This is a genomic window from Ekhidna sp. (assembly GCF_965221965.1).
Classification (GTDB): domain Bacteria; phylum Bacteroidota; class Bacteroidia; order Cytophagales; family Cyclobacteriaceae; genus Ekhidna.
In genome coordinates this window covers 2142212-2162738 of sequence record NZ_OZ244926.1, presented here as the reverse complement: position 1 = coordinate 2162738, position 20527 = coordinate 2142212, and the positions used below count along the sequence as shown (strand labels likewise).

At 42.7% G+C, this 20527-nt stretch carries 18 protein-coding genes; 9 read left to right on the top strand and 9 right to left on the bottom strand.

All coding sequences use genetic code 11. The annotated features are described in order from the left end of the window. Positions 1-9: 9 nt before the first annotated feature. From ACOQON_RS10295 to ACOQON_RS10285, 3 genes are all read right to left on the bottom strand, one after another. The gene (locus ACOQON_RS10295; protein WP_420575356.1) at positions 10-2697 is read right to left on the bottom strand and encodes an FtsX-like permease family protein; all 2688 of its coding nucleotides are present in this window, start codon (positions 2695-2697) and stop codon (positions 10-12) included. Then, the gene (locus ACOQON_RS10290) at positions 2649-3032 is read right to left on the bottom strand and encodes a PadR family transcriptional regulator (RefSeq protein WP_420575355.1); all 384 of its coding nucleotides are present in this window, start codon (positions 3030-3032) and stop codon (positions 2649-2651) included. The genes ACOQON_RS10295 and ACOQON_RS10290 overlap by 49 nt, the downstream gene beginning before the upstream one ends. A gap of 334 nt (positions 3033-3366) precedes the next feature. Beyond that, on the bottom strand, positions 3367-3726 hold the full coding sequence (locus ACOQON_RS10285) for a TonB family protein (RefSeq protein ID WP_420575354.1): 360 nt from the start codon (positions 3724-3726) through the stop codon (positions 3367-3369). Between the two features lie 225 nt (positions 3727-3951). On the opposite strand from ACOQON_RS10285, the gene ACOQON_RS10280 reads away from it, so the two are divergent. Beyond that, positions 3952-7071: a UvrD-helicase domain-containing protein gene (locus ACOQON_RS10280; RefSeq protein ID WP_420575353.1), complete on the top strand. Its 3120-nt coding sequence runs from the start codon at positions 3952-3954 to the stop codon at positions 7069-7071. Between the two features lie 66 nt (positions 7072-7137). Here ACOQON_RS10280 and ACOQON_RS10275 read toward each other — a convergent pair whose 3' ends face one another. From ACOQON_RS10275 to ACOQON_RS10265, 3 genes are all read right to left on the bottom strand, one after another. Further along, on the bottom strand, positions 7138-7851 hold the full coding sequence (locus ACOQON_RS10275; RefSeq protein ID WP_420575352.1) for a DUF2927 domain-containing protein: 714 nt from the start codon (positions 7849-7851) through the stop codon (positions 7138-7140). Between the two features lie 111 nt (positions 7852-7962). Beyond that, the gene (locus ACOQON_RS10270; RefSeq protein WP_420575351.1) at positions 7963-9321 is read right to left on the bottom strand and encodes a M20/M25/M40 family metallo-hydrolase; all 1359 of its coding nucleotides are present in this window, start codon (positions 9319-9321) and stop codon (positions 7963-7965) included. Between the two features lie 55 nt (positions 9322-9376). Beyond that, a complete protein-coding gene (locus tag ACOQON_RS10265; RefSeq protein WP_420575350.1) occupies positions 9377-10003 on the bottom strand; it encodes an alpha/beta hydrolase in 627 nt (208 codons plus the stop codon). A gap of 39 nt (positions 10004-10042) precedes the next feature. Between ACOQON_RS10265 and ACOQON_RS10260 the strand changes: the two genes are divergently transcribed. Further along, complete coding sequence (locus ACOQON_RS10260; RefSeq protein ID WP_420575349.1) at positions 10043-10615, top strand: porin family protein; 573 nt, start codon at positions 10043-10045, stop codon at positions 10613-10615. A gap of 38 nt (positions 10616-10653) precedes the next feature. On the opposite strand, the gene ACOQON_RS10255 is transcribed toward ACOQON_RS10260, so the two are convergent. Next, complete coding sequence (locus ACOQON_RS10255) at positions 10654-11895, bottom strand: DUF819 domain-containing protein (protein WP_420575348.1); 1242 nt, start codon at positions 11893-11895, stop codon at positions 10654-10656. A gap of 26 nt (positions 11896-11921) precedes the next feature. Between ACOQON_RS10255 and ACOQON_RS10250 the strand changes: the two genes are divergently transcribed. The 3 genes from ACOQON_RS10250 to ACOQON_RS10240 are packed head-to-tail and all read left to right on the top strand — an operon-like array spanning position 11922 to position 13866. Beyond that, positions 11922-12104, top strand: coding sequence for a 30S ribosomal protein THX (locus tag ACOQON_RS10250; RefSeq protein WP_420575347.1), 183 nt, complete (start codon positions 11922-11924; stop codon positions 12102-12104). 3 nt (positions 12105-12107) lie between these two features. Further along, positions 12108-12803: a porin family protein gene (locus ACOQON_RS10245; protein ID WP_420575346.1), complete on the top strand. Its 696-nt coding sequence runs from the start codon at positions 12108-12110 to the stop codon at positions 12801-12803. Further along, the gene (locus ACOQON_RS10240; RefSeq protein ID WP_420575345.1) at positions 12790-13866 is read left to right on the top strand and encodes an alkane 1-monooxygenase; all 1077 of its coding nucleotides are present in this window, start codon (positions 12790-12792) and stop codon (positions 13864-13866) included. The genes ACOQON_RS10245 and ACOQON_RS10240 overlap by 14 nt, the downstream gene beginning before the upstream one ends. Here ACOQON_RS10240 and ACOQON_RS10235 read toward each other — a convergent pair. Together ACOQON_RS10235 and ACOQON_RS10230 are read right to left on the bottom strand one after the other, a co-directional pair. Beyond that, positions 13863-16115, bottom strand: coding sequence for a DUF5916 domain-containing protein (locus tag ACOQON_RS10235; protein WP_420575344.1), 2253 nt, complete (start codon positions 16113-16115; stop codon positions 13863-13865). The genes ACOQON_RS10240 and ACOQON_RS10235 overlap by 4 nt on opposite strands. Then, positions 16099-16518, bottom strand: a complete 420-nt coding sequence (locus ACOQON_RS10230; RefSeq protein WP_420575343.1) for a TerB family tellurite resistance protein — start codon at positions 16516-16518, stop codon at positions 16099-16101. The genes ACOQON_RS10235 and ACOQON_RS10230 overlap by 17 nt, the downstream gene beginning before the upstream one ends. A 245-nt stretch (positions 16519-16763) precedes the next feature. Here ACOQON_RS10230 and ACOQON_RS10225 point away from each other — a divergent pair, with 245 nt between their 5' ends. From ACOQON_RS10225 to trpC, 4 genes are read left to right on the top strand one after another with little or no spacing between them, the layout of a single operon-like run. Beyond that, positions 16764-18152 (top strand): anthranilate synthase component I family protein, encoded by a 1389-nt coding sequence (locus ACOQON_RS10225; protein WP_420575342.1) that lies wholly within the window; start codon positions 16764-16766, stop codon positions 18150-18152. Beyond that, positions 18149-18721, top strand: coding sequence for an anthranilate synthase component II (locus ACOQON_RS10220; RefSeq protein WP_420575341.1), 573 nt, complete (start codon positions 18149-18151; stop codon positions 18719-18721). The genes ACOQON_RS10225 and ACOQON_RS10220 overlap by 4 nt, the downstream gene beginning before the upstream one ends. After that, positions 18718-19710, top strand: coding sequence for an anthranilate phosphoribosyltransferase (gene trpD / locus ACOQON_RS10215; RefSeq protein WP_420575340.1), 993 nt, complete (start codon positions 18718-18720; stop codon positions 19708-19710). Before ACOQON_RS10220 ends, trpD begins: the two co-directional genes overlap by 4 nt. Then, positions 19710-20525 carry an indole-3-glycerol phosphate synthase TrpC gene (gene trpC, locus ACOQON_RS10210; RefSeq protein ID WP_420575339.1) on the top strand — a complete coding sequence of 272 codons (816 nt, stop codon included), beginning with the start codon at positions 19710-19712 and terminating at the stop codon, positions 20523-20525. Before trpD ends, trpC begins: the two co-directional genes overlap by 1 nt. Positions 20526-20527 lie beyond the last annotated feature (2 nt).

The following is a 20527-nucleotide window of genomic DNA, read 5'->3' as shown; positions in this document are numbered from 1 at the left end:
TAAAAATCCTTATTCATCCTTCAAACACTCCACAGGATTTACTCGTGTGGCTTTGATGGTTTGATAAGAAATGGCCAGAAGGGTCAGTAGTGCTGCGGCTATCGCTGGTAATAGAATAATGAAGACTGAAATAGAAGTTCGATAGACGAATGTTTCCAACCAGTCATTCATAAACCAATAAGCGATTGGAAGACCGACCAAAAATGCAATACCAATTAAAACCAGAAAACGGTTACTAATAATCATCCAGATGCTGGTGGTTGAGGCCCCCAATACTTTTCTGACCCCTATTTCTTTGATCTTGGTTTCGATGATGAACCCAACCATTCCAATCAATCCGAGACAGCCAATAAGTATGGCAATCACTGCGAATACTTTGATCATGGTAGCGAGCCGTTCCTCGTTTTGATATTGCTCATCAAAAAGATCATCAACGAACCGATAGTTCGCATCGGTCTCAGAGTCAAATTGAGCATATACTCCCTCGATATAATCGAGCGTTTCCCGCATATCGTCACCGGATAGTTTCAGGCTAATTCTGCGATACCTATCCATGTTTACGAACAGCATAGGCACAATTGGGCTGTGAAGAGACTCGAAGTGAAAATCTTCCATCACCCCAATAATTCTACCTTCAGAAGGACCGTACCCAAGCTTTTTACCTACTATTTCAGCTGGATCTTCAAAACCCAAAGCCTTAGCGGCTGCAAGATTTATGATGTAATATCCTGTAGATATGGTGTCCGGTTGTAGCACTGTTTCTGTTCCTTCACGGAAATTTTCACCGGCAAGAATCTCTATGCCATAGGCATCAAGAAAATATCTATCAGTCGTGACTACAGGTAATCTGAAATTGGTAGCCACAGCAGAGTCACCTTTGAAAAACCTTGAGCCCCAGCTATCAGCTAACCGACCAGTTGGAATTCGTGAGGAGTAGGCTGCTTTTTCAATCTTAGGATTTTTTAAAAGCTCATTCCTGAAGGTCTCCGGGTTGTAGTCTCCTCTTGGCAAAAACAAACTTAGCATTTGCTCTCGATCAAAACCCGGGTCGGAGTTTCTAATGAATCCCATCTGACTCTCAATCACACCTATGGCGAAAATGAGGCCAATCGTTACTATGTACTGGAAGGTGACAAGGAAGGAGCGGAAGTTCCATTTGCTGGCATTCATTGCCTGCTCGCCTTTGAGTGCTTGTACCAGATTTATCTTAGATAAGAACAAAGCAGGGTAGAGACCGGCAAGTCCGCCCACAAGCAACATTAAAAGGATTAGTCCTATGAATATGTCTGGTTGGAGGATGGGGTTGAAAGCAAGTTCTTTTCCCATAAAATCATTGAGGTATGGGAGTGCCCATATAATGAGCAAGACAGCCAGAGGGAGCGATACAATAACAACCAAAAGGGACTCAGACAGAAATTGCTTAATTAGAGATGATTTGAAAGCGCCTATTACCTTTCGAACACCCACTTCTTTCATTCTTCGGGAATAATGAGAAGTCGCGATATTCATGTAATTCACACAAGCTACCAGCAGAAGAAGTATTCCAATTACACTAAATATATAGACCTGATCGATTGAACCGTTTGTTTCAAATTCGCCTTCAAGATTTGAAGTAAGATGGATATCTAGCAGAGGCTGAAAAACAAAATCATAATAATCTCTGGCATAATAACCGGGCTGAAATTCACCCATGTATTTATCCCAGAATTCTTGATTGGCACTCGTGGTTAATTCAGGAATATTAGCTCCTGGTGTAGTTCGGATATAAGTCATCCAATTGTAGTTTCCGCCCACATTATTGGCTGCATCTTCGCCCATAATCATCTCCACAAACCGGATAGGAGCCAGGTAATCGAAGTGGAAGTGTTGCTGTTCCGGCATGTCTTCCATTACGGCAGTAACTTTGAAAGGAGCGCCTTGTCCATCTCTTTCGAGGGTGATTGTCTCACCCAGAATATTTTTCTCTTCCCAATCAGACCCGAATATCTTAATTGCAGTGGATCGGGTGAGTACCAGGGAATAGATATCCGGAAATGCGTTCTCCCGATTACCAGCTATAAATTCAAAACTGAAAATATCGAAAGCATCCTCATCACAAAAAATTACTTGTTCCCCAAGAAACTCCTGCTCCTGGTATTTCAGGTCAGGAAAAGCCCAGGGATAGAAGCGTGTAGCATGTGTTATTTCACTGTAATCTTCTTTTAGCCTGCTAGCATGCCCACCAGATGCAAATGCCCAGTGCCGACTTAGGTCACCATCAATAGTATAGTTTTTAACCGTGACCCGATAAATATTCTCAGCATGTTCATGGTGTTTGTCATAGCTGAGTTCGTCTTTAACAAAGAGTGCGATTAATACAAATGCAGCAAGACCTGTTGCTAGGCCAACCACATTGATTACAGTACTGGATTTATATTTCCAGAGGTTTCTTAGTCCGATTTTAAAGTAGTTTTTGAACATAGTCGTTTCCTTTTCAATTGAGTTTTGAGCTTCTATTTTTTTTGCCATGTCTGGCTTAAAGAGCCGGATGATTTGCCAGTTATACCAGCGCCTCGCCCGGCTTAGTCCTTTGCTTTTGATTAGTAATTGATATTCCTCTTCCAGATCTCCCTGCACATCTTCGTAGTAGTCTTCCTTTAGAAACCATGCTAGGAATTTGGTAGACCAGGATGGGGGAGAATGCCGCTGCTTATCCATGCTTTCGAGTATTCATATGATACATCAGGGATGGCAGACCAAAGTTTCATTCGTGTTTCTTTGGTATAGTCCAATGCTGCTTTCCCTGTTTTTGTCACCTTAAAATAACGCTTTCTCTTTCCTCCGCGAATAGCTGTGGCTTCACCAAATTCAGATTTGAGGTATTTTTTCTTTTCCATCCTGCGTAGCGCAGATTGAAGGGCACTCACGCTCACTTTTCGATCCAAACGATTTTCTATTTCTTCTTTGATGGACACTCCATAGGCATCATCATGAAGGATGGCGACAGTTAGCAAAACAATCTCCTCAAACTCACCAAGTTGATACTCTTTCATTTAGTTCAAGATTAAATTTCTAAATGTAAACTTAATAATAAAATTTCTAAACGTAAATAATATAAAAAGGTTGAAGAGGAGGGTCTATCAAAAGGGCTCGAAGATAAATCACTCCAAATATGATTTCTTATAATGAGATCTTGACCTCAATTAAACATCCCTATAATCCCCTCAAGGGGATATTCCTCCTTTGAATCGGGCCGACGTTTCGGGGTTGAGGGGGATTTCAATCTGATTATTTTAAAAATCTCGGTTTAGATAAACGGAAAGGGCACAAAAAAAACCGCCCCGAAGAATCGGGACGGCCTACAAATTGATCTAACTTATTTAAAAATTAGATTGTTAGCTTAAAGTTAACAGGAACAGCAATTAATCCAACAACAGGATCGCCATTTGAATTTTTTGCTGGCTCAAAGTTAAGCTTTGGTAATATTTCTTTTACAGCATCTCTAAGTTCCGTGCATGGGTATTCTTTGAAATGCTGATTGATAACCTTTCCGTGCTGATCAATTTTCAAGGTCACCAGTACCTGACCTTCAATGCCTTTTTCTTTACATGAAAGGGGGTATGTAATGTTGGAGATTACTTCTTTATAGTTCACTGGCTTAGGATTTTCAGCTTTTCCTTCACCGTTATTGGCCTGTACTCCAAGTACGAAAAGTGCCATTGCTATAGTTAATAATGTCTTCTTCATAATCTCCTGTTGTTTTTAATGTTTCTTTAATGTTAAGCTAAGAACGATGTAATGTTACCTAATGTTTACTTTAAATCAAAATTTAGGTAACACACAGTTAACATTAAGTTAACATTGGATAATATTTTCGGTGAAATGTGGTTTTATGAGGTTTAATTACCACTTTGTGGATAACTATTTTCTGATCTACTGACAGTTAATCTTGCGTGCAGTTATTTTCGTAATATGTCACTCACCATCTATCGATCATCTGCAGGTTCCGGAAAAACCTACACACTGGCCAAGGAGTACTTAAAACTAGCCCTTAAAAGTCCGGACTATTACCAGAAAATCCTGGCAGTCACGTTTACCAACCGTGCGGCTGAGGAGATGAAGGAGCGTGTACTAGAGTTCCTGATTGATATCTCAAAAGGTAATCATGAGCTGATACCTGTTTTTGCTGAGGAATTGGAGAAGTCTTCCGATCAGGTAGAAAAAGCAGCTAAAGAAGCACTTACTCACTTACTCCATCACTACGGGTATTTCAATATCACTACCATTGACACCTTCTTTCATCGGGTGATCAGAGCTTTTTCAAGGGAGATAGGTCTTCAGGGGAGTTTTGGCATTGAGCTCGATACCGATAAAGTGGCTGAGTTCATTACTTCTCACGTGTATCAGGGGGTAGAGGAGAATAAACAACTGCGTGACTGGCTGTTAGACTTTTCTATGAGCAAGGTGCTGGATGGTAGCAGCTATGAGTTTAAGGATGATGTAAGTGAGCTGGCGCGGCAACTCTTTAAGGAAGAGTTTAAGAAACTGCCCAAAGCACAATTTGATGACGAGCAGGCACGGGAGAAAGTGAAAGAGTTGAAGGGAGAGCTGCTCAAAAAGAAGTCCATCTTCGAGAATACCTTGAAGAAATATGGTGAGGAGTTTTTTGACTTAGTTGGAAATTCAGGAATAGACCTGGACGAATTTGTCGGAGGCAAAAAAAGAACCATTCCCAATTTCTTTGAGCGCCTGAAAAATGGAGATTTCTCCATCAACAAAACGCTTACAAGCGCCAGTGAGGATGCCGGGTCATGGTCGACGAAGACCAGTGCAAAGAGAGACCTGATCATTCAGTTTGCAGAGCAAAATGGCATTCCACTATTAAACAAAGTGATCCAATACGCAGAGGAAAATGAGAAGGATTATCTGACAGCTAAAGTTATCCTTCGGCATTTGTTTACCGTTGGGTTGATCACGAATCTGTCGCAACAGCTACAAGAATACAAAAAGGAAGAGGAGGTGATTATGATCTCAGATCTGCCGGACTTCCTTTCGCAGATCATTGACGATTCGGGTTCGCCTTTTATCTATGAGAAAGTAGGCACCCGCTATGCGCATTTTCTGATTGACGAGTTTCAGGATACGTCACAGTTTCAATGGAACAACTTTAAGCCGCTGCTGGAAGAAAGTTTGGCTTATGGGAATCAGAATGTCATTGTGGGAGATGCCAAGCAGTCCATCTATGGTTGGCGTGGCGGAGATCCGACCTTGCTGCTCAAAGGTGTGCAACAAGATATACCCGCAGAGGTCGATCCATCTAAAAGCACTAACTGGCGGAGTGCCCGAAATGTGGTGGAGTTCAATAATCATTTGTTCAGCAAACTCCCAGAGATCATGGTCACTGAAATGGGGGAGGCGATCACGGAGGATGAGCGTGATACGATCTTATCAACTTATCAGGATGTGGAACAAAAAGTGGCTCCTAAACATCAGGATTCAGACGGACTGGTTCAAGTAGAATTTCTGGATGCTGAGCGCGGCGAGTGGAAGCAGCGGGCGATGGAGCGCACCACGGAAGTCATTGAACAATTGTTCAAAGAGGGTCATCAATTGAATGACATAGCGATCCTTGTCCGCTCCAACCGGGATGCATCGGACATTGTGAGTCATGTGCTGGAGTACCGAAGAAACACCGAGGACACCAAAGTTGAGGTGATATCCGCCGAGGGGATGTTGCTGGCCAACTCTTCTGTGGTACAACTATTACTCTCTGCATTTAAGCACTTGATCCATCCGGAGGATGCGAGCATTCTGGCCGACCTGGTGTATCGCTATCAGCAGGACAGTAAAAACAAGCACTTTGAATCGCATGCTGACTTCTCCAAACTTTCGAAAGGTGGCCTTCCTACAAGCTTTACCAAATTCAAGCAACACCTTTTACACCTTCCGATCCTGGAACTAACAGAAGTGCTGATCCGGTGCTTTGAACTTGATAAGGTGTCTTCGGAGTATGCCTACTTGCAGGCTTTTCAGGATGCCGTGCTGGAGTACAGCAAAAACCACCGTTCAGATCTCAGGCTTTTCCTGGAATGGTGGGAAGATGAAAGTAAGAAACGTTCGGTGCAGTTGACCGGTGCACTGGATGCGGTGGAGGTGATTACCTCGCACAAATCCAAAGGGTTGCAGTATCCGATAGTCATCGTGCCGTTTTGCAACTATCGCTTTGATGCAATGTCCCAGCCCATCTGGTATCAATCTCCATATGACAGCAACGAAGCAGTGCCGGTGGATTATAAATCGGAGCTGGATAAAACCTACTTCTCTCCAAACTACAAAAAGGACTTTGCCAAGTGGCACCTCGAGAGTATGAACGTGCTTTACGTCGCTTTCACCCGTGCAGAAAACGGGCTCTATGCTTTTTGTGAGCCACCTCCGAAAAAGCAGGATGGGATGTATGGAACCGCTTCCAAACTACTATACAAATACTTCGATCAGGAGCAGCCGGAAGGATGGAAGGCGGCATCTAATATCTTCCACCGTGGCACACTTCCTATCAAACACCGTGAGAGCAGTGATGAGCTAACGGCACTAAAAGGCTACCCAACGTATAAATGGAGTAATAAGCTGACGGTGCGCAAAACGGGGAAAGCGTATTACGACGATGAAGTAGAGAAGCAGCGAAACGAAGGTATTCTTCTGCACCAGATTCTTTCAGAGATTATCCACTGGGAGGAGACAGCTGACGTGCTGGACCGATATGAGCGAGCCATGCAGATTACTCAGGAAGACCGCAAGCGCTATGAAACGCTGATCAATAACCTTTGGACTGATGAGACGATCAAGAGCTGGTTTAGCGGGGAAGGAGAGGTGAAGACCGAAGTGGTGGTGCTACCTAAAGACGGAGACACCAAACGGATGGATCGGGTGGTGATCGACGGTAAGAAAGCTACGGTGGTTGACTTCAAGAGTGGCCGACCTAAAAGCGAAGACAACCGTCAGCTAAAAGAGTATGCCGCATTACTCTCAGAGATGGGCTATGAGGTAGAAGGGTTTCTGCTGTATTTGAAGAGTGGAGAGGTTAGGCATCTATAATTTTCTCTTTGGAGAGGGTGTTTTTTGTTAAAGCACTTCCCTTTGATTGGAGGTTTATCATTCCTCTCATTCTTCGAGTAGTATGTTCCTTAGAACTCCATCTACCTGGTTCGCACTAAGACCAACACTCATTTTTGGATGATATAAAAGGCGAATTAGATCTTTATCAATTTTAGAATATTCAATGACTTTTGTTGAAAAAGCTTGCTGAAATATACTTTCGGAATATAAGAACGAATCTCTGGCCAGTCCTAAAGATTGTGTTAATTCTTCCCTAAGCAGATGTTTCTGTTCGATTGAGTTAGCTCTAAAAATGTCTACATACATGTAACCGGTGTAGAGTTCGCTCGAGCCATTCCAAAAAATGGTGAATAAACCCCAGTTCGAATCAATAAGGTTTGATTGTGATGGAAAAATTTCAGAGTAAGAAGCTCCGGAACCGAAATGAATGTAGAAATTGGATTGAACCGAGTCATTTACTATTTCAACTGAAAAGCCTGAAGCAGTTAAACCATTTATATCCTTGACAATGATGTCTAGTTCTGATAGAAGTTCAGATGTTGGATTTCCTCCAACATATATTTTCATATCATTATTCCATCTTCTTGTGATTTTGCTTGCTTCACCGAATTCAAAACCCAGAGCTACCTCTTTAAAATAATTGATTACATCAAGCCCATAATCAGTTAGTTCTGAATCAGGTAACACGATTTCATCCTCTTTGGAACATGAGAATGTCAGGAGGGATAAAACAGAAACAAACAATATCACTTTCTTCATTTCAGGCAGTGTGCTTAATATTTAACTATATACTAATACTCTCAAAAATAGTTAAATCAAAATTTAACACGTTATTTGCCACGATCTAATCATTAACTATTAGAAAGTGTATTACCTTATTCCTTCCCGATCCAGCAGATACATCATAGCAGCCATGCTGGCAGCTCCTAGTTCCAGCTCGCGCTGGTCTACGGCCTCAAAAACGTCTGCCGGGGTGTGGTGGTAGATGAAATAACGCTGAGTACTTGGTCTCAATCCGATCAGCAGTGTACCCTGAGATCGGAGCGGACCGATATCCGCCCCTCCGCCGTTCTGATCAAAATCCCAAACCCGGTAGGGCAGGAAGTAGTCCCTCCATGCTTTGACTTGTTCGCGTTGTTCTTCCGAACCGGAAGTAGAGAAACCCAACGGCTGAAAGCCACCGGAATCCGACTCCAATGCAGCTATGTGTTTTTCGCCTTTTTCTTTTGCTACTCGGGCATATTCAACGCCTCCTCGCAGACCATTCTCCTCGTTCATCCACATGACGGCACGAAGGGTTCGTTTGGGTTTGATGCCCAATGCTTTGAAAAGCCGTACTGCCTCAATGGCCTGCATGCATCCACTGCCGTCATCATGGGCGCCTTCACCCACATCCCACGAGTCGAGGTGACCGCCGACAGCTATGATCTCGTTCGGAAACTCAGTGCCTCTCAGCTCACCGATGACATTATAAGAAAGCACATCGGGAAGCATCTGGCAGTGCGTCTCGATGTAGGCATTTACTTTTTGCTCTTTCAATACCTGGCTGAGCAGGTCAGCGTCATTGGTGCTGATGGCTACAGCTGGAATCTGGTTGATCAATGCTTTGTATCGGAGTGATCCCGTGTGAGGGATGTCGTCCTGCCGGTTGGTTACCGATCGAATGATGATGGCTTTGGCTCCATATTTTGCCGCTTCAGAAGCACCTGAAGATCGCTGGATCACCGCGCCACCATAGGCGCCAAAGGTGTTAATAATGGTGGGATCCATTTCACCATTGTAAAAGACAATTTTGCCTTCCACCTTTTTACCTAGTTCATTCACTTCATCGATCCCACTCACCTCGATTACTTCTGCCAGCACACCGTCCGGACCGGTACCTACCGAATTGCCCAGTGCCAGGGCATTGAAGTTGATTGTGCCGTGTTTATCCGTATCAACAGCTCGTACAATTTCCTTCTTTCCGCGTACCCAGTGGGGCACCATTACCGGTTGCAAATACACGGTATCGAATCCATACGATTTCATGAGGTGACGGGTATACTCAACTGCAGCCGCTGCTTGCGGAGAACCTGATAGGCGGTGACCAATTTCTTTGCAGAGATACCTCAGGTTTTCATAAACGTGACCATTGGTCAGTGTCTCATCATAAATCTTTTTGATTGTTTCCTCATGTTGTGCGAATGAAAGACACGGGATGAGTAGTAGGAGTGTAACTAATTTCTTCATAGGATTGAAATTAGTCCAGCCAGCACAAATGGAAAAATGTTAATTGATGAGTGGCCTAAATTTCAGATAGAAGTTCGGGCATCACCCGATGCCCTCCATCATACCAGTGTAGTTCGGGTTCTCTACCGAGAGCGCTTTTTACTACCTCATTTTGTTTGGGGATCATTTCATCCTTGAAATACACATCTTCCTTACTGGTGTAGTAATGGATGCCTTCTTTGCCTGATAAATATGCCCAGTCCTTCGGGTCCGTATCCGGAGGGAACGTGCCTGCCCAGATAATCATTTTGCTAAAGGGATTTTTGGCGTAAGCAGCGTATCGTCCCATGGTGGCAGTTCCCTGGGAGAAGCCGAAATAAACCAGCTCTTTGCCTGAAAGGTCAAATTGCTCAAGTACCGCATCGATGTACACATATTGGTTTTCAATTTCCGTCAGCCGATCTTCTTTGGTCATCCATGAAGCGCCCACTCTCCCATAGACGCCATCCAGGTAATACTTAGACAAACCCTGAGGAGCAATAATGAAGTTCTTCTCAGGATCCAGTCCTTCAAACTTCTTGATGAAATATTCCGCCAATTGTCCATAGCCATGAAAAACCAACCATATGCGTTCGGTTTTATCCGTAAGTTCGTTTAGGGTGTAGTAGGAGGCTTTTGTAGAAAATTTGATATGGTTTTGCACAACTGGGTTATACTTGCGTTTTTTTAAACTTAAGTAATAATGATTAGAATTTTTTATGTCATTCTTGTTCTGGGCTCGTTAAGTGCCTATAGTCAAAAATCCGGTTTCAAAGGTGGACTGAATATCGGTAACGAAAAGGCCACACAAGGCGGGAATTCAGCAACTGCAACAGCAAAGTTATCATTCATGTTAGGTGTCTACACTGAGGCTAAATTGAGTGAGCAATTTTTTTTAAGTCCCGAATTGGTATACAGTATTGATGGGGGGAAAACAGAAGGTTTTGGGGATACTTTCACTGATAATTTCAGCTATTTATCAGTTCCATTAATGCTTAAATATTATGCAACTGAAAAATTCAACTTGCATGTGGGTCCTCAATTAGGTTTTTTATTAACTGCAAAAGTCAAAAGCAGTGGAGGTACCGCTGATATTACCTCATCGTTGAAGAAAACTAATTTCAGTATGGCTTTTGGTGGAGAGGGTAATTTAGGTAGCGTTAACTTGGGATTAAGAATGATTTTGGGACTCACAGATATTGCAAATGATGAAGTGTTTGGTGATGTTGAATATAGATTGAATACTATTCAAATTTATTTGGCCGTTCCTTTCTAAGAATGTTGAGAAAGACCTGATTCTTCATTGGGTCTTTCTCATCCCGCCACCCATTGCATCATCAACCCACATAGATAAGCCCCGTACGTTCCAAGTACATATCCAAGCACCGCCATCAATACACCAACAGGCGCAAGCGATGGATGAAATTCTGAAGCAATAACCGGTGCAGAAGCGGCACCTCCCACATTTGCCGTGCTACCAACTGCAATAAAGAAATAGGGCGCCTTGATCAGCTTAGCCATGATGGCAAGTAGCAAAACATGGAATAGTATCCAGGTGATGCCCAGGAAGAAATACCCGGGATTTGAGAAGATGGCTAATATGTCCATGTTCATCCCGATGGCTGCTACCAGAATATAAATAAATGCTCGTCCGATCCTGGAAGCACCTACGCCTTCCAGTTGACGTGCCTTGGTAAATGAAAGCCCCACACCCAAGGCGGTTGCAATTACCACAATCCAGAAAAATCCGGAGGTGAGACTATACTGCTCTAGTGCTGGAAATTGCTCCAGGTATGGAACGATCAGGTCGCTGCAAAAATGAGCAAATCCGGTACAGGCAAATCCGACCATAAGCACCTTCATCAGGTCGGTCAGATTGGGAATCTTAGCGACACTGGCCTGATAGTCCTCCATTTTCACTTTCAGTGCCTCAATAGCAGAAGAATCGGCTTTTAGTTTTCTATCGATGAGTTTGGTCACTGCTACACCGGCGATTAGAACGCCCAACCAGGCATTTCCGACAATGATATCTACGGTCACCATGGTAGAGAAAAGCTCATCGTTCACCTGGAAGACTTCCTTCATGGTAGCCTGGTTAGCTCCACCGCCAATCCATGAGCCGGCAATGGTGGTCATGCCTCGCCATACTTCATTGGGTGCGACACCCCCTACCAGATCAGGCGCAATTTGAGAGAAAATGATGATCGTGAGCGGTCCACCGATCATAATACCGACTGTGCCGGTCAAAAACATGATCACGGCCTTTGATCCGAGTTTTGCTATTTCTTTCAGGTCAACACTGATGGTGAGCAGTACCAAACTGGCCGGCAAGAGGTAGCGAGAAGCGACGAAATAAAGATTAGATTGCGACGGATCAATAAGCCCCGTAGCTTTCATCAGCGAAGGAAGAAAGTAGCAGACAAGCAGGGCAGGGATGTACGAATAGAATTTTTTCCAGAAGGGATGATCCAGAGACGAAGTATAAAACACTGCTCCCAGCATGAGCATCAGCATCCCAAAAATTACGGCATCATTTGTGATCAAAGGTTGGTCCATGTTGTCGAGAATTAGACTCAAGGATAATGATTTCCTTGAGCATATCTATGATTATTTTATTTTTGAAAGAAAAAACAATTATGGGAAAAGGCGACAAAAAAAGCAGAAGAGGAAAAATTTGGAAAGGGACTTACGGTGTAAACCGACCTAGACCTTCAAATAAAAAAACAGCTGAACAGCCAGCTAAAAAATCATCCAAAAAGAAATAGTCAATGAGGACATTGTGGCTGATCTGCACCATGTGTTTGATGCATGTGGTAGTGGGGCAAAAGACATACGTGGGAGTGAAGGCAGGCGGTCATGCATCATCGGCGTTCATCGAGCATACGATTTTCAATATCAACATGAATACCACTTTCCTGCCTGGTGCGAATGGTGGTGTTTTTATCAGGTATTTGCCAAAAGAAGGAGACTCATTTTTAAATTCCGGTATCCAGCTGGGAGTCAACTATGTGCAGAAGGGATGGAAACAGGTTTTTCTTCCCATAGAAAATCAGCCATCCTATACAGCAAGGATGACCTACGTAGAAATACCATTAGAAGGTATTGGATACTTTGGAGGTAAGAATAAATATTTTTTGTCTGCTGGTCTTCATTTAGAGTTTCTAATTGATGATGATCTGGACCTACAACCAACAAGTACCAATCTCATTTCAGACTTCTATACATATGATGAAGCCAGGGATCGAGAGGTTGGTTATGGAGCCCGACTTGCCGGGGGCATGTTTAGGGATTTTTCCTTTGGGACGTTGCAATTAGAGGGATTTTTTAGCTACAGTTTCAGTAATTTTATTGATGCAGGAGATTTAACAACTGAGACACCAGATATATCCAATCACTGGATGCTAGGGTGCACGATAGGTTATATGATCTCTTTCGGCAAGAATGCAAAAGATGAAATGGAATAAAAAAAAACTGAATTCACTCAAGTACATGAATGTGCTTGTGCTTCCTATTGTAGCCTGGATTAGTTTTAACTCACATGGATGGCTGACCTATCTACCATTGTTAGAGTCGTTCGTTTTTATACCATTGTTGGAACTAGCCTACAAGCCGAATCCACAAAATCTCACACCTGAAAAAGAAGCCCAGCGCAAAGATGATCCGATATATGACTGGCAACTTTATATCATGGTACCTATCCAGTTTGGATTGCTCATTACGTTCCTGTTTTCTATGCAGGAAGCCGGACTCACATTAGTGGATAAAATTGGCAGGATTACAGGGATGGGTTTGTTATGCGGGGTGATTGGCATTAATGTGGCTCATGAGTTGGGACATAGAAAAAAGTGGTACGAACAGCTAATGGCAAAAGCACTATTGCTCACCTCTCTGTATATGCATTTCTTTATTGAGCACAATAGGGGCCATCATAAGAATGTGAGTACGAAGGAAGATCCATCCTCGGCAAGGTATGGTGAGATGCTATATAGTTTCTGGGTTCGTTCGGTCGTATTTGCATACCTCTCAGCATGGAAACTGGAGGCTAAGCGACTGAGTAAGAAAGGAGTTTCCGCTTTCTCTATACAAAATGAAATGCTCCGGTTTCAATTGATTCAAATTGTATTCACGCTCACCATTGGTTTTGTTTTTGGCTGGGTGGTGATGGGTTATTTTATACTCGCTGCAGTAATGGGCTTTTTGTTACTTGAAACAGTAAACTACATTGAGCACTATGGACTGGAGCGTGACAAGAAAGGGGAGGTGTACGAACGAGTGATGCCCCATCATTCATGGAATTCTGATCACATGGTCGGGAGGATTATCCTATTTGAGCTTTCTCGTCATTCTGACCACCATTACATCGCCAGCCGTAAGTATCAGATACTTCGCCATATTGATGAGAGTCCACAGATGCCTACAGGCTATCCCGGCATGATGATATTGGCAACAATTCCTCCTCTGTGGTTTGCCATTATGAACCCCAAAATAAAACGAATAAAAGAACAGGACTTAGCTCAGGCAGCTTAGAGATTCAACCAGTAGTTGAGTTTGATAACGAGGGCCCTGTTCCGAGTTACAAAACCATCCGTTAGATAATTATCTGTGTAGACAATAAATAAATCCGATACAGGTTTAAAACGCCACTGAAAACGTGAATTGTGTCCAAGGTTTTCATCCTGTGTATTGTATTGAACGAAGGTTGTGAAAAACACTTTATTCGTTAGCGTGAGATCTATCCGTGGACCAATCAGGATCAAATCAGAGTCATTGTATGGATCTGGCAAATCGACTCGATTGTAGTTAAAATTCATCTGGACCTGCAGAACAGGCGGTAGGCGATAAGTAATACCTGATCCCAGACTAAACAACCTGCCGTTGTAAAAACCACCATTACTGACATCCAGGGAATAAATGAAATTTTTTCTTCGATCTGATCGATAGAAAAACCGATACCTGTACCACGAGTAATCTGTGTCTTCAGCCAGTTCCTGTCCCTCAGAGCCTGACGGATCGAAGGAACGAGTAAGTGTCACCAGATTCCAGTTTGTACCAACCTCCATGTATGAGGTATTTAAAAAAGAAAACCCATACTCCAGTGATGCGTCATTATCTAGCTGATTTCCACTGTTATCTGTTACTCCGCCAAAATTTAAGGCCGGTCCATGTCGCTGAATTTTTCCTTCGGAGAACCAATTCCAGTTGGTTCCGGCACCATAGGTTGTGATGCCTGTTCGTGGTACAAACCCGACCTCAGCATTGTGATTTTCTCCAATACGTGTGAAGTTAGTTCGCCAACCGAATTTTGGCGTTTGGTATCGAAGGAAAGCACCTGTGGAATATTTATTGTCTTCTTTTTCAGGATCCACTGATTGGTGATAGTAAAAGTCACCTATCCATCTATTGTCTTTAGAAGCCAGGTCATAATCCAGACCATAGACGTAATTATATGCCGAGAGGGTATAAAGCGTATCATCCGGGTTGATCACTTGACCCTGTCGGTTTAAAACAGAATTATTCTCCACCCGGAATGAATCTAAAGCTACCTGTCCCAGGTTTGTTCGTCCTACGAAAATTGCACTAATGCGGGAGCGTTCGAATACCTGTCTTTCAATTTTAACAACCGAATAGTTTTGTGCAGGTGAAATGTCAGTGCTGGTTTCATCTTCATTAGTAACCATATCCAGCAATCCTATTCGCCATTTACTGCCAATTTTTCCACTCAATCTGGCACCAGATATAATAGGTACATTTCTTCGAGATTCTCCTGAACCTTGAATGCCAATTCTACGGGAGAAAAAGGGACGGGTGTTTGGAAATCCTCCTTCTGCAAACAAATCCTGGTTTTCAAGAAAGAATTGTCGTCGCTCTGGAAAGAAAATTTCAAATCGCTGAAGATTTGTTACCTGCTGATCTACCTCTACCTGCGAAAAATCGGGGTTGAAAGTCAGGTCCAGGTTAAGTGAACTCGACACGGCTACTTTCGCATCGAAACCTACATCTCCGGACGTTTCCCTTGACTCGCCTCCTTCGTGATTTTTTCCGGTCCTACCTGCAATGTATGGTATGAAGGAAATATTTGGCCCTGCAGACTCTGGCGGGTTATCCCATTCTATGGTTCCACTAAAATTCATATTGCTGGGGCTATACCCTTGAGGTACCCGGATCCAACTGGTTCGTTCATTTCTTTTTTGGTTGTTTCTCAACACCTGAATATTCCATTCAGAAACGTTATTGTAGCGAATAGATTTGAAGGGAATCGCCATTTCAACAGACCAAAAACCATCGCCATGAAAAACTTCGCTAAACCATTTATTATCCCAGTCATCTTGTACCCTTCCGTCCAATAGTACGAGTCCTTCACGCTGGACATTATCGGGAGTCACCTGAAAAGAAAAGGCATTCGTTCGATCGTTATACGGATCGATATAAACTGCTACATTATCGTTTTGGTCATAGCCGAAATCTCTTCGAAGGGTAGTTGTAATAAAATCGCCTTCAAGATTGTCGTAACAAACGATACCTATGTATACATTTTTACTATCGTAAGTAATGCGAAATAGCGTGGAATCCCGGGCTGGTTTTGAGTCAGTTGGATACCATTGATAGAAATTACGCCCCACATCGGCGGATACCCACGCTTTTTCTTCTAAAACCCCGTCAAGGAATATGGGGCTTTCTGTTTGTTTTATTTGATAAGAAGTTTCAATTGCCTGATTTTGGCTCCAGGCTGAAAGTAAGCAGATAACAGATAATATTAAACTACCCGTTATCCTCATCCATCGGGATTAGATGCTGGTCTGCTATAGACCGCAGGAAATTCTTGTTGGAGTTAATACTTGGATCTTTGTAAATGTAAGCCGATAAATCTGCGATTACTCCTGGCTTATACCCTAAGTTCAAAGCGACTTTTTCACAGAACCTAATCTCATTAGAGTGCACTTTTCCGTCTGCCTTCATCATTCTTATGATATTAAAAAGGTAATTGAATTTCTCATCAGGAGGAAGATTTTTTAGCTTTGGAATAGGGAGTGGATTGTTGATTAACTCGGATGTTCTTTCCTCAGAGATTCCGAGACCATCAGCGATAAATAAAATCAGACGGTATTCCTCTTCAGCCACTACATTATCTGCCTTGGAGAGGTGAGCCAGAATGCTAATTTGTTCTTCGTTCGATAACATGACGGAAATTTAGTTTAAAAACCTTAATCCTTTCAAACTTCTGAAGCCAGTCATAAAAAAAACAACAATTTTTATCTGCCGCTTGTTTTTTAAAAGTAATTACAATTAGTTTAGCGATTCAAATGATTATGACAAACAAATATTGGTGGTGGCATATCGACAATCCTGATTGTTGACGAGCCGCTGCTGTGTTTAAAAATATCTAAACCCTGACAGTTATCGTCAGGGTTTTTTTGTTTCTAGCCATGAGTAAAATAAGTATTAAAACACGCGAACGAACGATTTTAGCAGATACCATCACGCCTGTAAGCATCTATCTGAAACTCAGGGATCGGTTTGCTAATTCATTTCTCCTCGAGAGTTCCGATTACCACGGAGCAGAGAATAGCTTTTCCTATATCTGCTGTGCACCGTTAGCATATATCAGAACTGATGGGGTGACGGTTGAGAAAAAATTGCCGGGAGAGAAGGTGCATAAATATGCGCTTGAGAATCTGACCGAAGAGCTAGAAAGTTTCGCATCGTCTTTTCAGTCTGGGAAGTCTGAAGGGTACATTAAGTCCGGACTGTTTGGGTATTTCAGCTATGATGCGAAAGCTGAATTCGGTGATTTATCTCTTAAGGAAAAGGACGTCACTATACCGCTTGCTCAATACCATTTATTTCAATTCATTATCGCGCTTGATCACTTTAGGAATGAGTGTCATATTATTGAAGCGTACGTTGATGAACCAACAGATGACTTATTTGATGAAGTAACAGCTTTGATTCAACAAAGGAACCTTCCGGGATATCCTTTTAAGACAACTGAGAAGAAGACGTCAAACAAGACAGATGAGGAATACCTGGAAATGGTGAAGAAAGGAATACATCATTGTCATGTCGGAGATGTGTTTCAGGTGGTACTCTCAAGGAGCTTCAAAGTACCATTTCAAGGTGATGATTTTCAGGTTTACCGGACTTTACGGTCGGTCAACCCATCGCCTTATCTGTTCTATTTTGATTATGGAGGTTTTAGGATTTTCGGATCTTCTCCGGAAGCCCAGATTGTATTGAAAAATGGGAAAGCAGAGATTCACCCGATAGCTGGCACTTTTCGCAGAACAGGAAACGATAAAGCAGACTCAGAGCTGGCAGCCAGGCTTATGGAGGATCCTAAAGAGGATTCAGAGCATGTGATGTTGGTAGACTTAGCCAGAAATGATCTAAGCAGAAGTTGCGATAATGTAAAAGTAGAAACCTATAAAGAGGTTCAGTACTATTCACATGTGATTCATCTGGTTTCAAAGGTTACCGGGGAGATCAGAAAGGACGCATCTTTCATGAACATCGTTGCTGAGACGTTTCCGGCAGGCACACTTTCAGGTGCCCCTAAAATCAAGGCGATGGAAATCATTGAAGAAAATGAGAGAACACCTCGTGGATTCTACGGCGGGGCGGTAGGTATTATGGACTTTGAAGGCAACTTTAATCACGCCATTATGATCCGTAGCTTTCAAAGTAAAAACAATGTTCTGAAGTTTCAAGCCGGCGCAGGGGTGGTAGCACAGTCTAAACCAGAAAACGAACTTCAGGAAGTATTTAATAAAGTGAGTGCATTAGAGCATGCAATTAAACAGGCAGAAGAATTATGAAGAAGGTATTGGTTATAGATAACTACGATTCTTTCACCTATAACCTGGTGCATATCCTTCGGGAGCTTGGAGTGGAAGACACGATGCGAGTGGTTAGGAACGATGAATTTCAGTTAGATGAAGTTGAAGCATTTGATTATATCCTACTTTCTCCGGGTCCTGGACTTCCAAAGGATGCGGGCTTAATGCCTCAGGTAATAGAGCGATATACGCCTACAAAAAATATTCTTGGCGTATGCTTAGGACACCAGGGGATAGCTGAGGTGTTTGGGGCGAAGTTGTTAAACCTGCCGCATGTTTTTCATGGCATGGTCACACCGATTGAGATTATGGGAGAAGATGAGCTATTCAAAGGTTTGCCCTCAAAGTTTAATGTGTGCCGATATCATTCATGGGTAATTGAAAAAGGAAGTTTGCCTGAATCCTTTGAGGTAACAAGCGTAGTAGAGAATGGAAACATTATGTCAATAAAGCACCGAGAATTCAATGTTAGAGGAGTTCAGTTTCATCCGGAATCGATCATGACTGAGCACGGAAAACAGCTGATGAAAAACTGGTTAGAGCTATGAAGGAAATTTTAGATAGACTGATAAATAACCAGACACTCTCACGAGAGGAGGCCAAAGAGGTATTAACCGGGCTTGCAACGGGCCAATACAACAACAGTCAAATTGCGTCTTTTCTGACCGTCTACCTGATGCGTGCCATTCGGGTTCAGGAGCTAGAAGGCTTTAGGGATGCCATGCTGGAGCTGTGTAATCCAGTAAACCTGGAGGGTTATAACACGATCGATGTGTGCGGAACAGGCGGTGATGGTAAAAATACCTTTAATATCTCAACGATATCCTCATTTGTTGTAGCTGGAGCCGGAGTGAATGTAGCTAAACATGGAAATTATGGGGTTTCATCAGTTAGTGGATCGTCCAATGTGCTGGAATACCTGGGTGTAAAATTTTCAGGAGATGCCGACAAGATGAAACGTTCAATTGATGCTTCCGGGATCTGTTTTATGCATGCGCCATTGTTTCATCCGGCCATGAAAAACGTGGCGCCAATTCGTAAAGAACTGGGAGTGAAAACGTTCTTCAATATGCTGGGACCAATGGTAAACCCGGCGTTTCCACCCAATCAATTGGTTGGTGTTTTTAGCCTGGAGTTGGCTCGTCTATATGGCTACCTGTATCAAAATACGGACAAACATTTTTCAATCGTCCATTCTTTGGATGGATATGATGAAGTGTCACTAACCAGTGACTTCAAGTTGATTTCAAATCGATCTGAGGAGCTTGTCTCTCCGAATAATATAGGGTTTGACCTGTTGGTTCAAGAAGAACTTCACGGAGGAGAGACCATTAAAGAAGCGGCAGACATTTTCAATAAAATCCTGGGAGGTGAGGGGACTGAAGCTCAAAATCATGCGGTTCTTGCTAATGCGGGTTTGGCCATAGCCACAACGAACCAAACTCCCATACTGGAGGGTATCGAGGAGGCCAGGGAATCGCTAAATAGTGGTAAAGCACTTCAATCATTTAAGAACTTTTTAAGCATCAATAATTAATGGACATCTTATCAGAAATAGTAGCCAACAAGCGAAAGGAAGTTGCATCCAGTAAAGAGCTTTATCCAACCAAATTACTCGAGAAAAGCATCTTCTTTGAGGGGCAACCCGTTTCATTGAAGAAATATCTGAAACGCGAAGACAAGTCTGGGGTTATCGCTGAGATTAAGCGAAAATCGCCCTCTAAAGGTGAGATGAATAAGCATGTATCAGTGGAGAGAACATCAATAGGATATATGCAGGCGGGAGCATCCGGACTATCTGTTTTGACAGACAAGAAGTATTTCGGAGGCGATCCGGAAGATCTGAAAGTGGCTCGTTCCTTTAATTTTTGTCCCATTCTTCGTAAAGATTTTATGATCGATGAATATCAAGTCATAGAATCGAAATCATTAGGTGCGGATGTAATTCTTTTGATAGCAGCAGTATTGAATAAAAGTGAAATTGAAAAGTTAGGTTCACTCGCTCAGAGTTTAGGTATGGAAGTGCTGCTGGAAGTGCATAATGAAGATGAACTCAAAAAGAGCATTACCGACACAGGGGTCGACCTGATCGGCGTAAACAATCGTAACCTGAAGACTTTTGAGACAAACATTCAGACATCTAAGGATCTATCGTCCTCTATCCCATCTGATTTTGTGAAGGTTTCTGAAAGTGGGATTTCAAACCCTAAAACCATTAAGGAATTAAAGGAGTACGGCTATGAAGGATTTTTGATTGGAGAAACATTTATGCAAACCGGTCGGCCTGAAAAGGCTGCTAAGGAATTTATTAGACAATTAAATCAACTCACTACCTCTCTTGAGAAAGAGTGAAA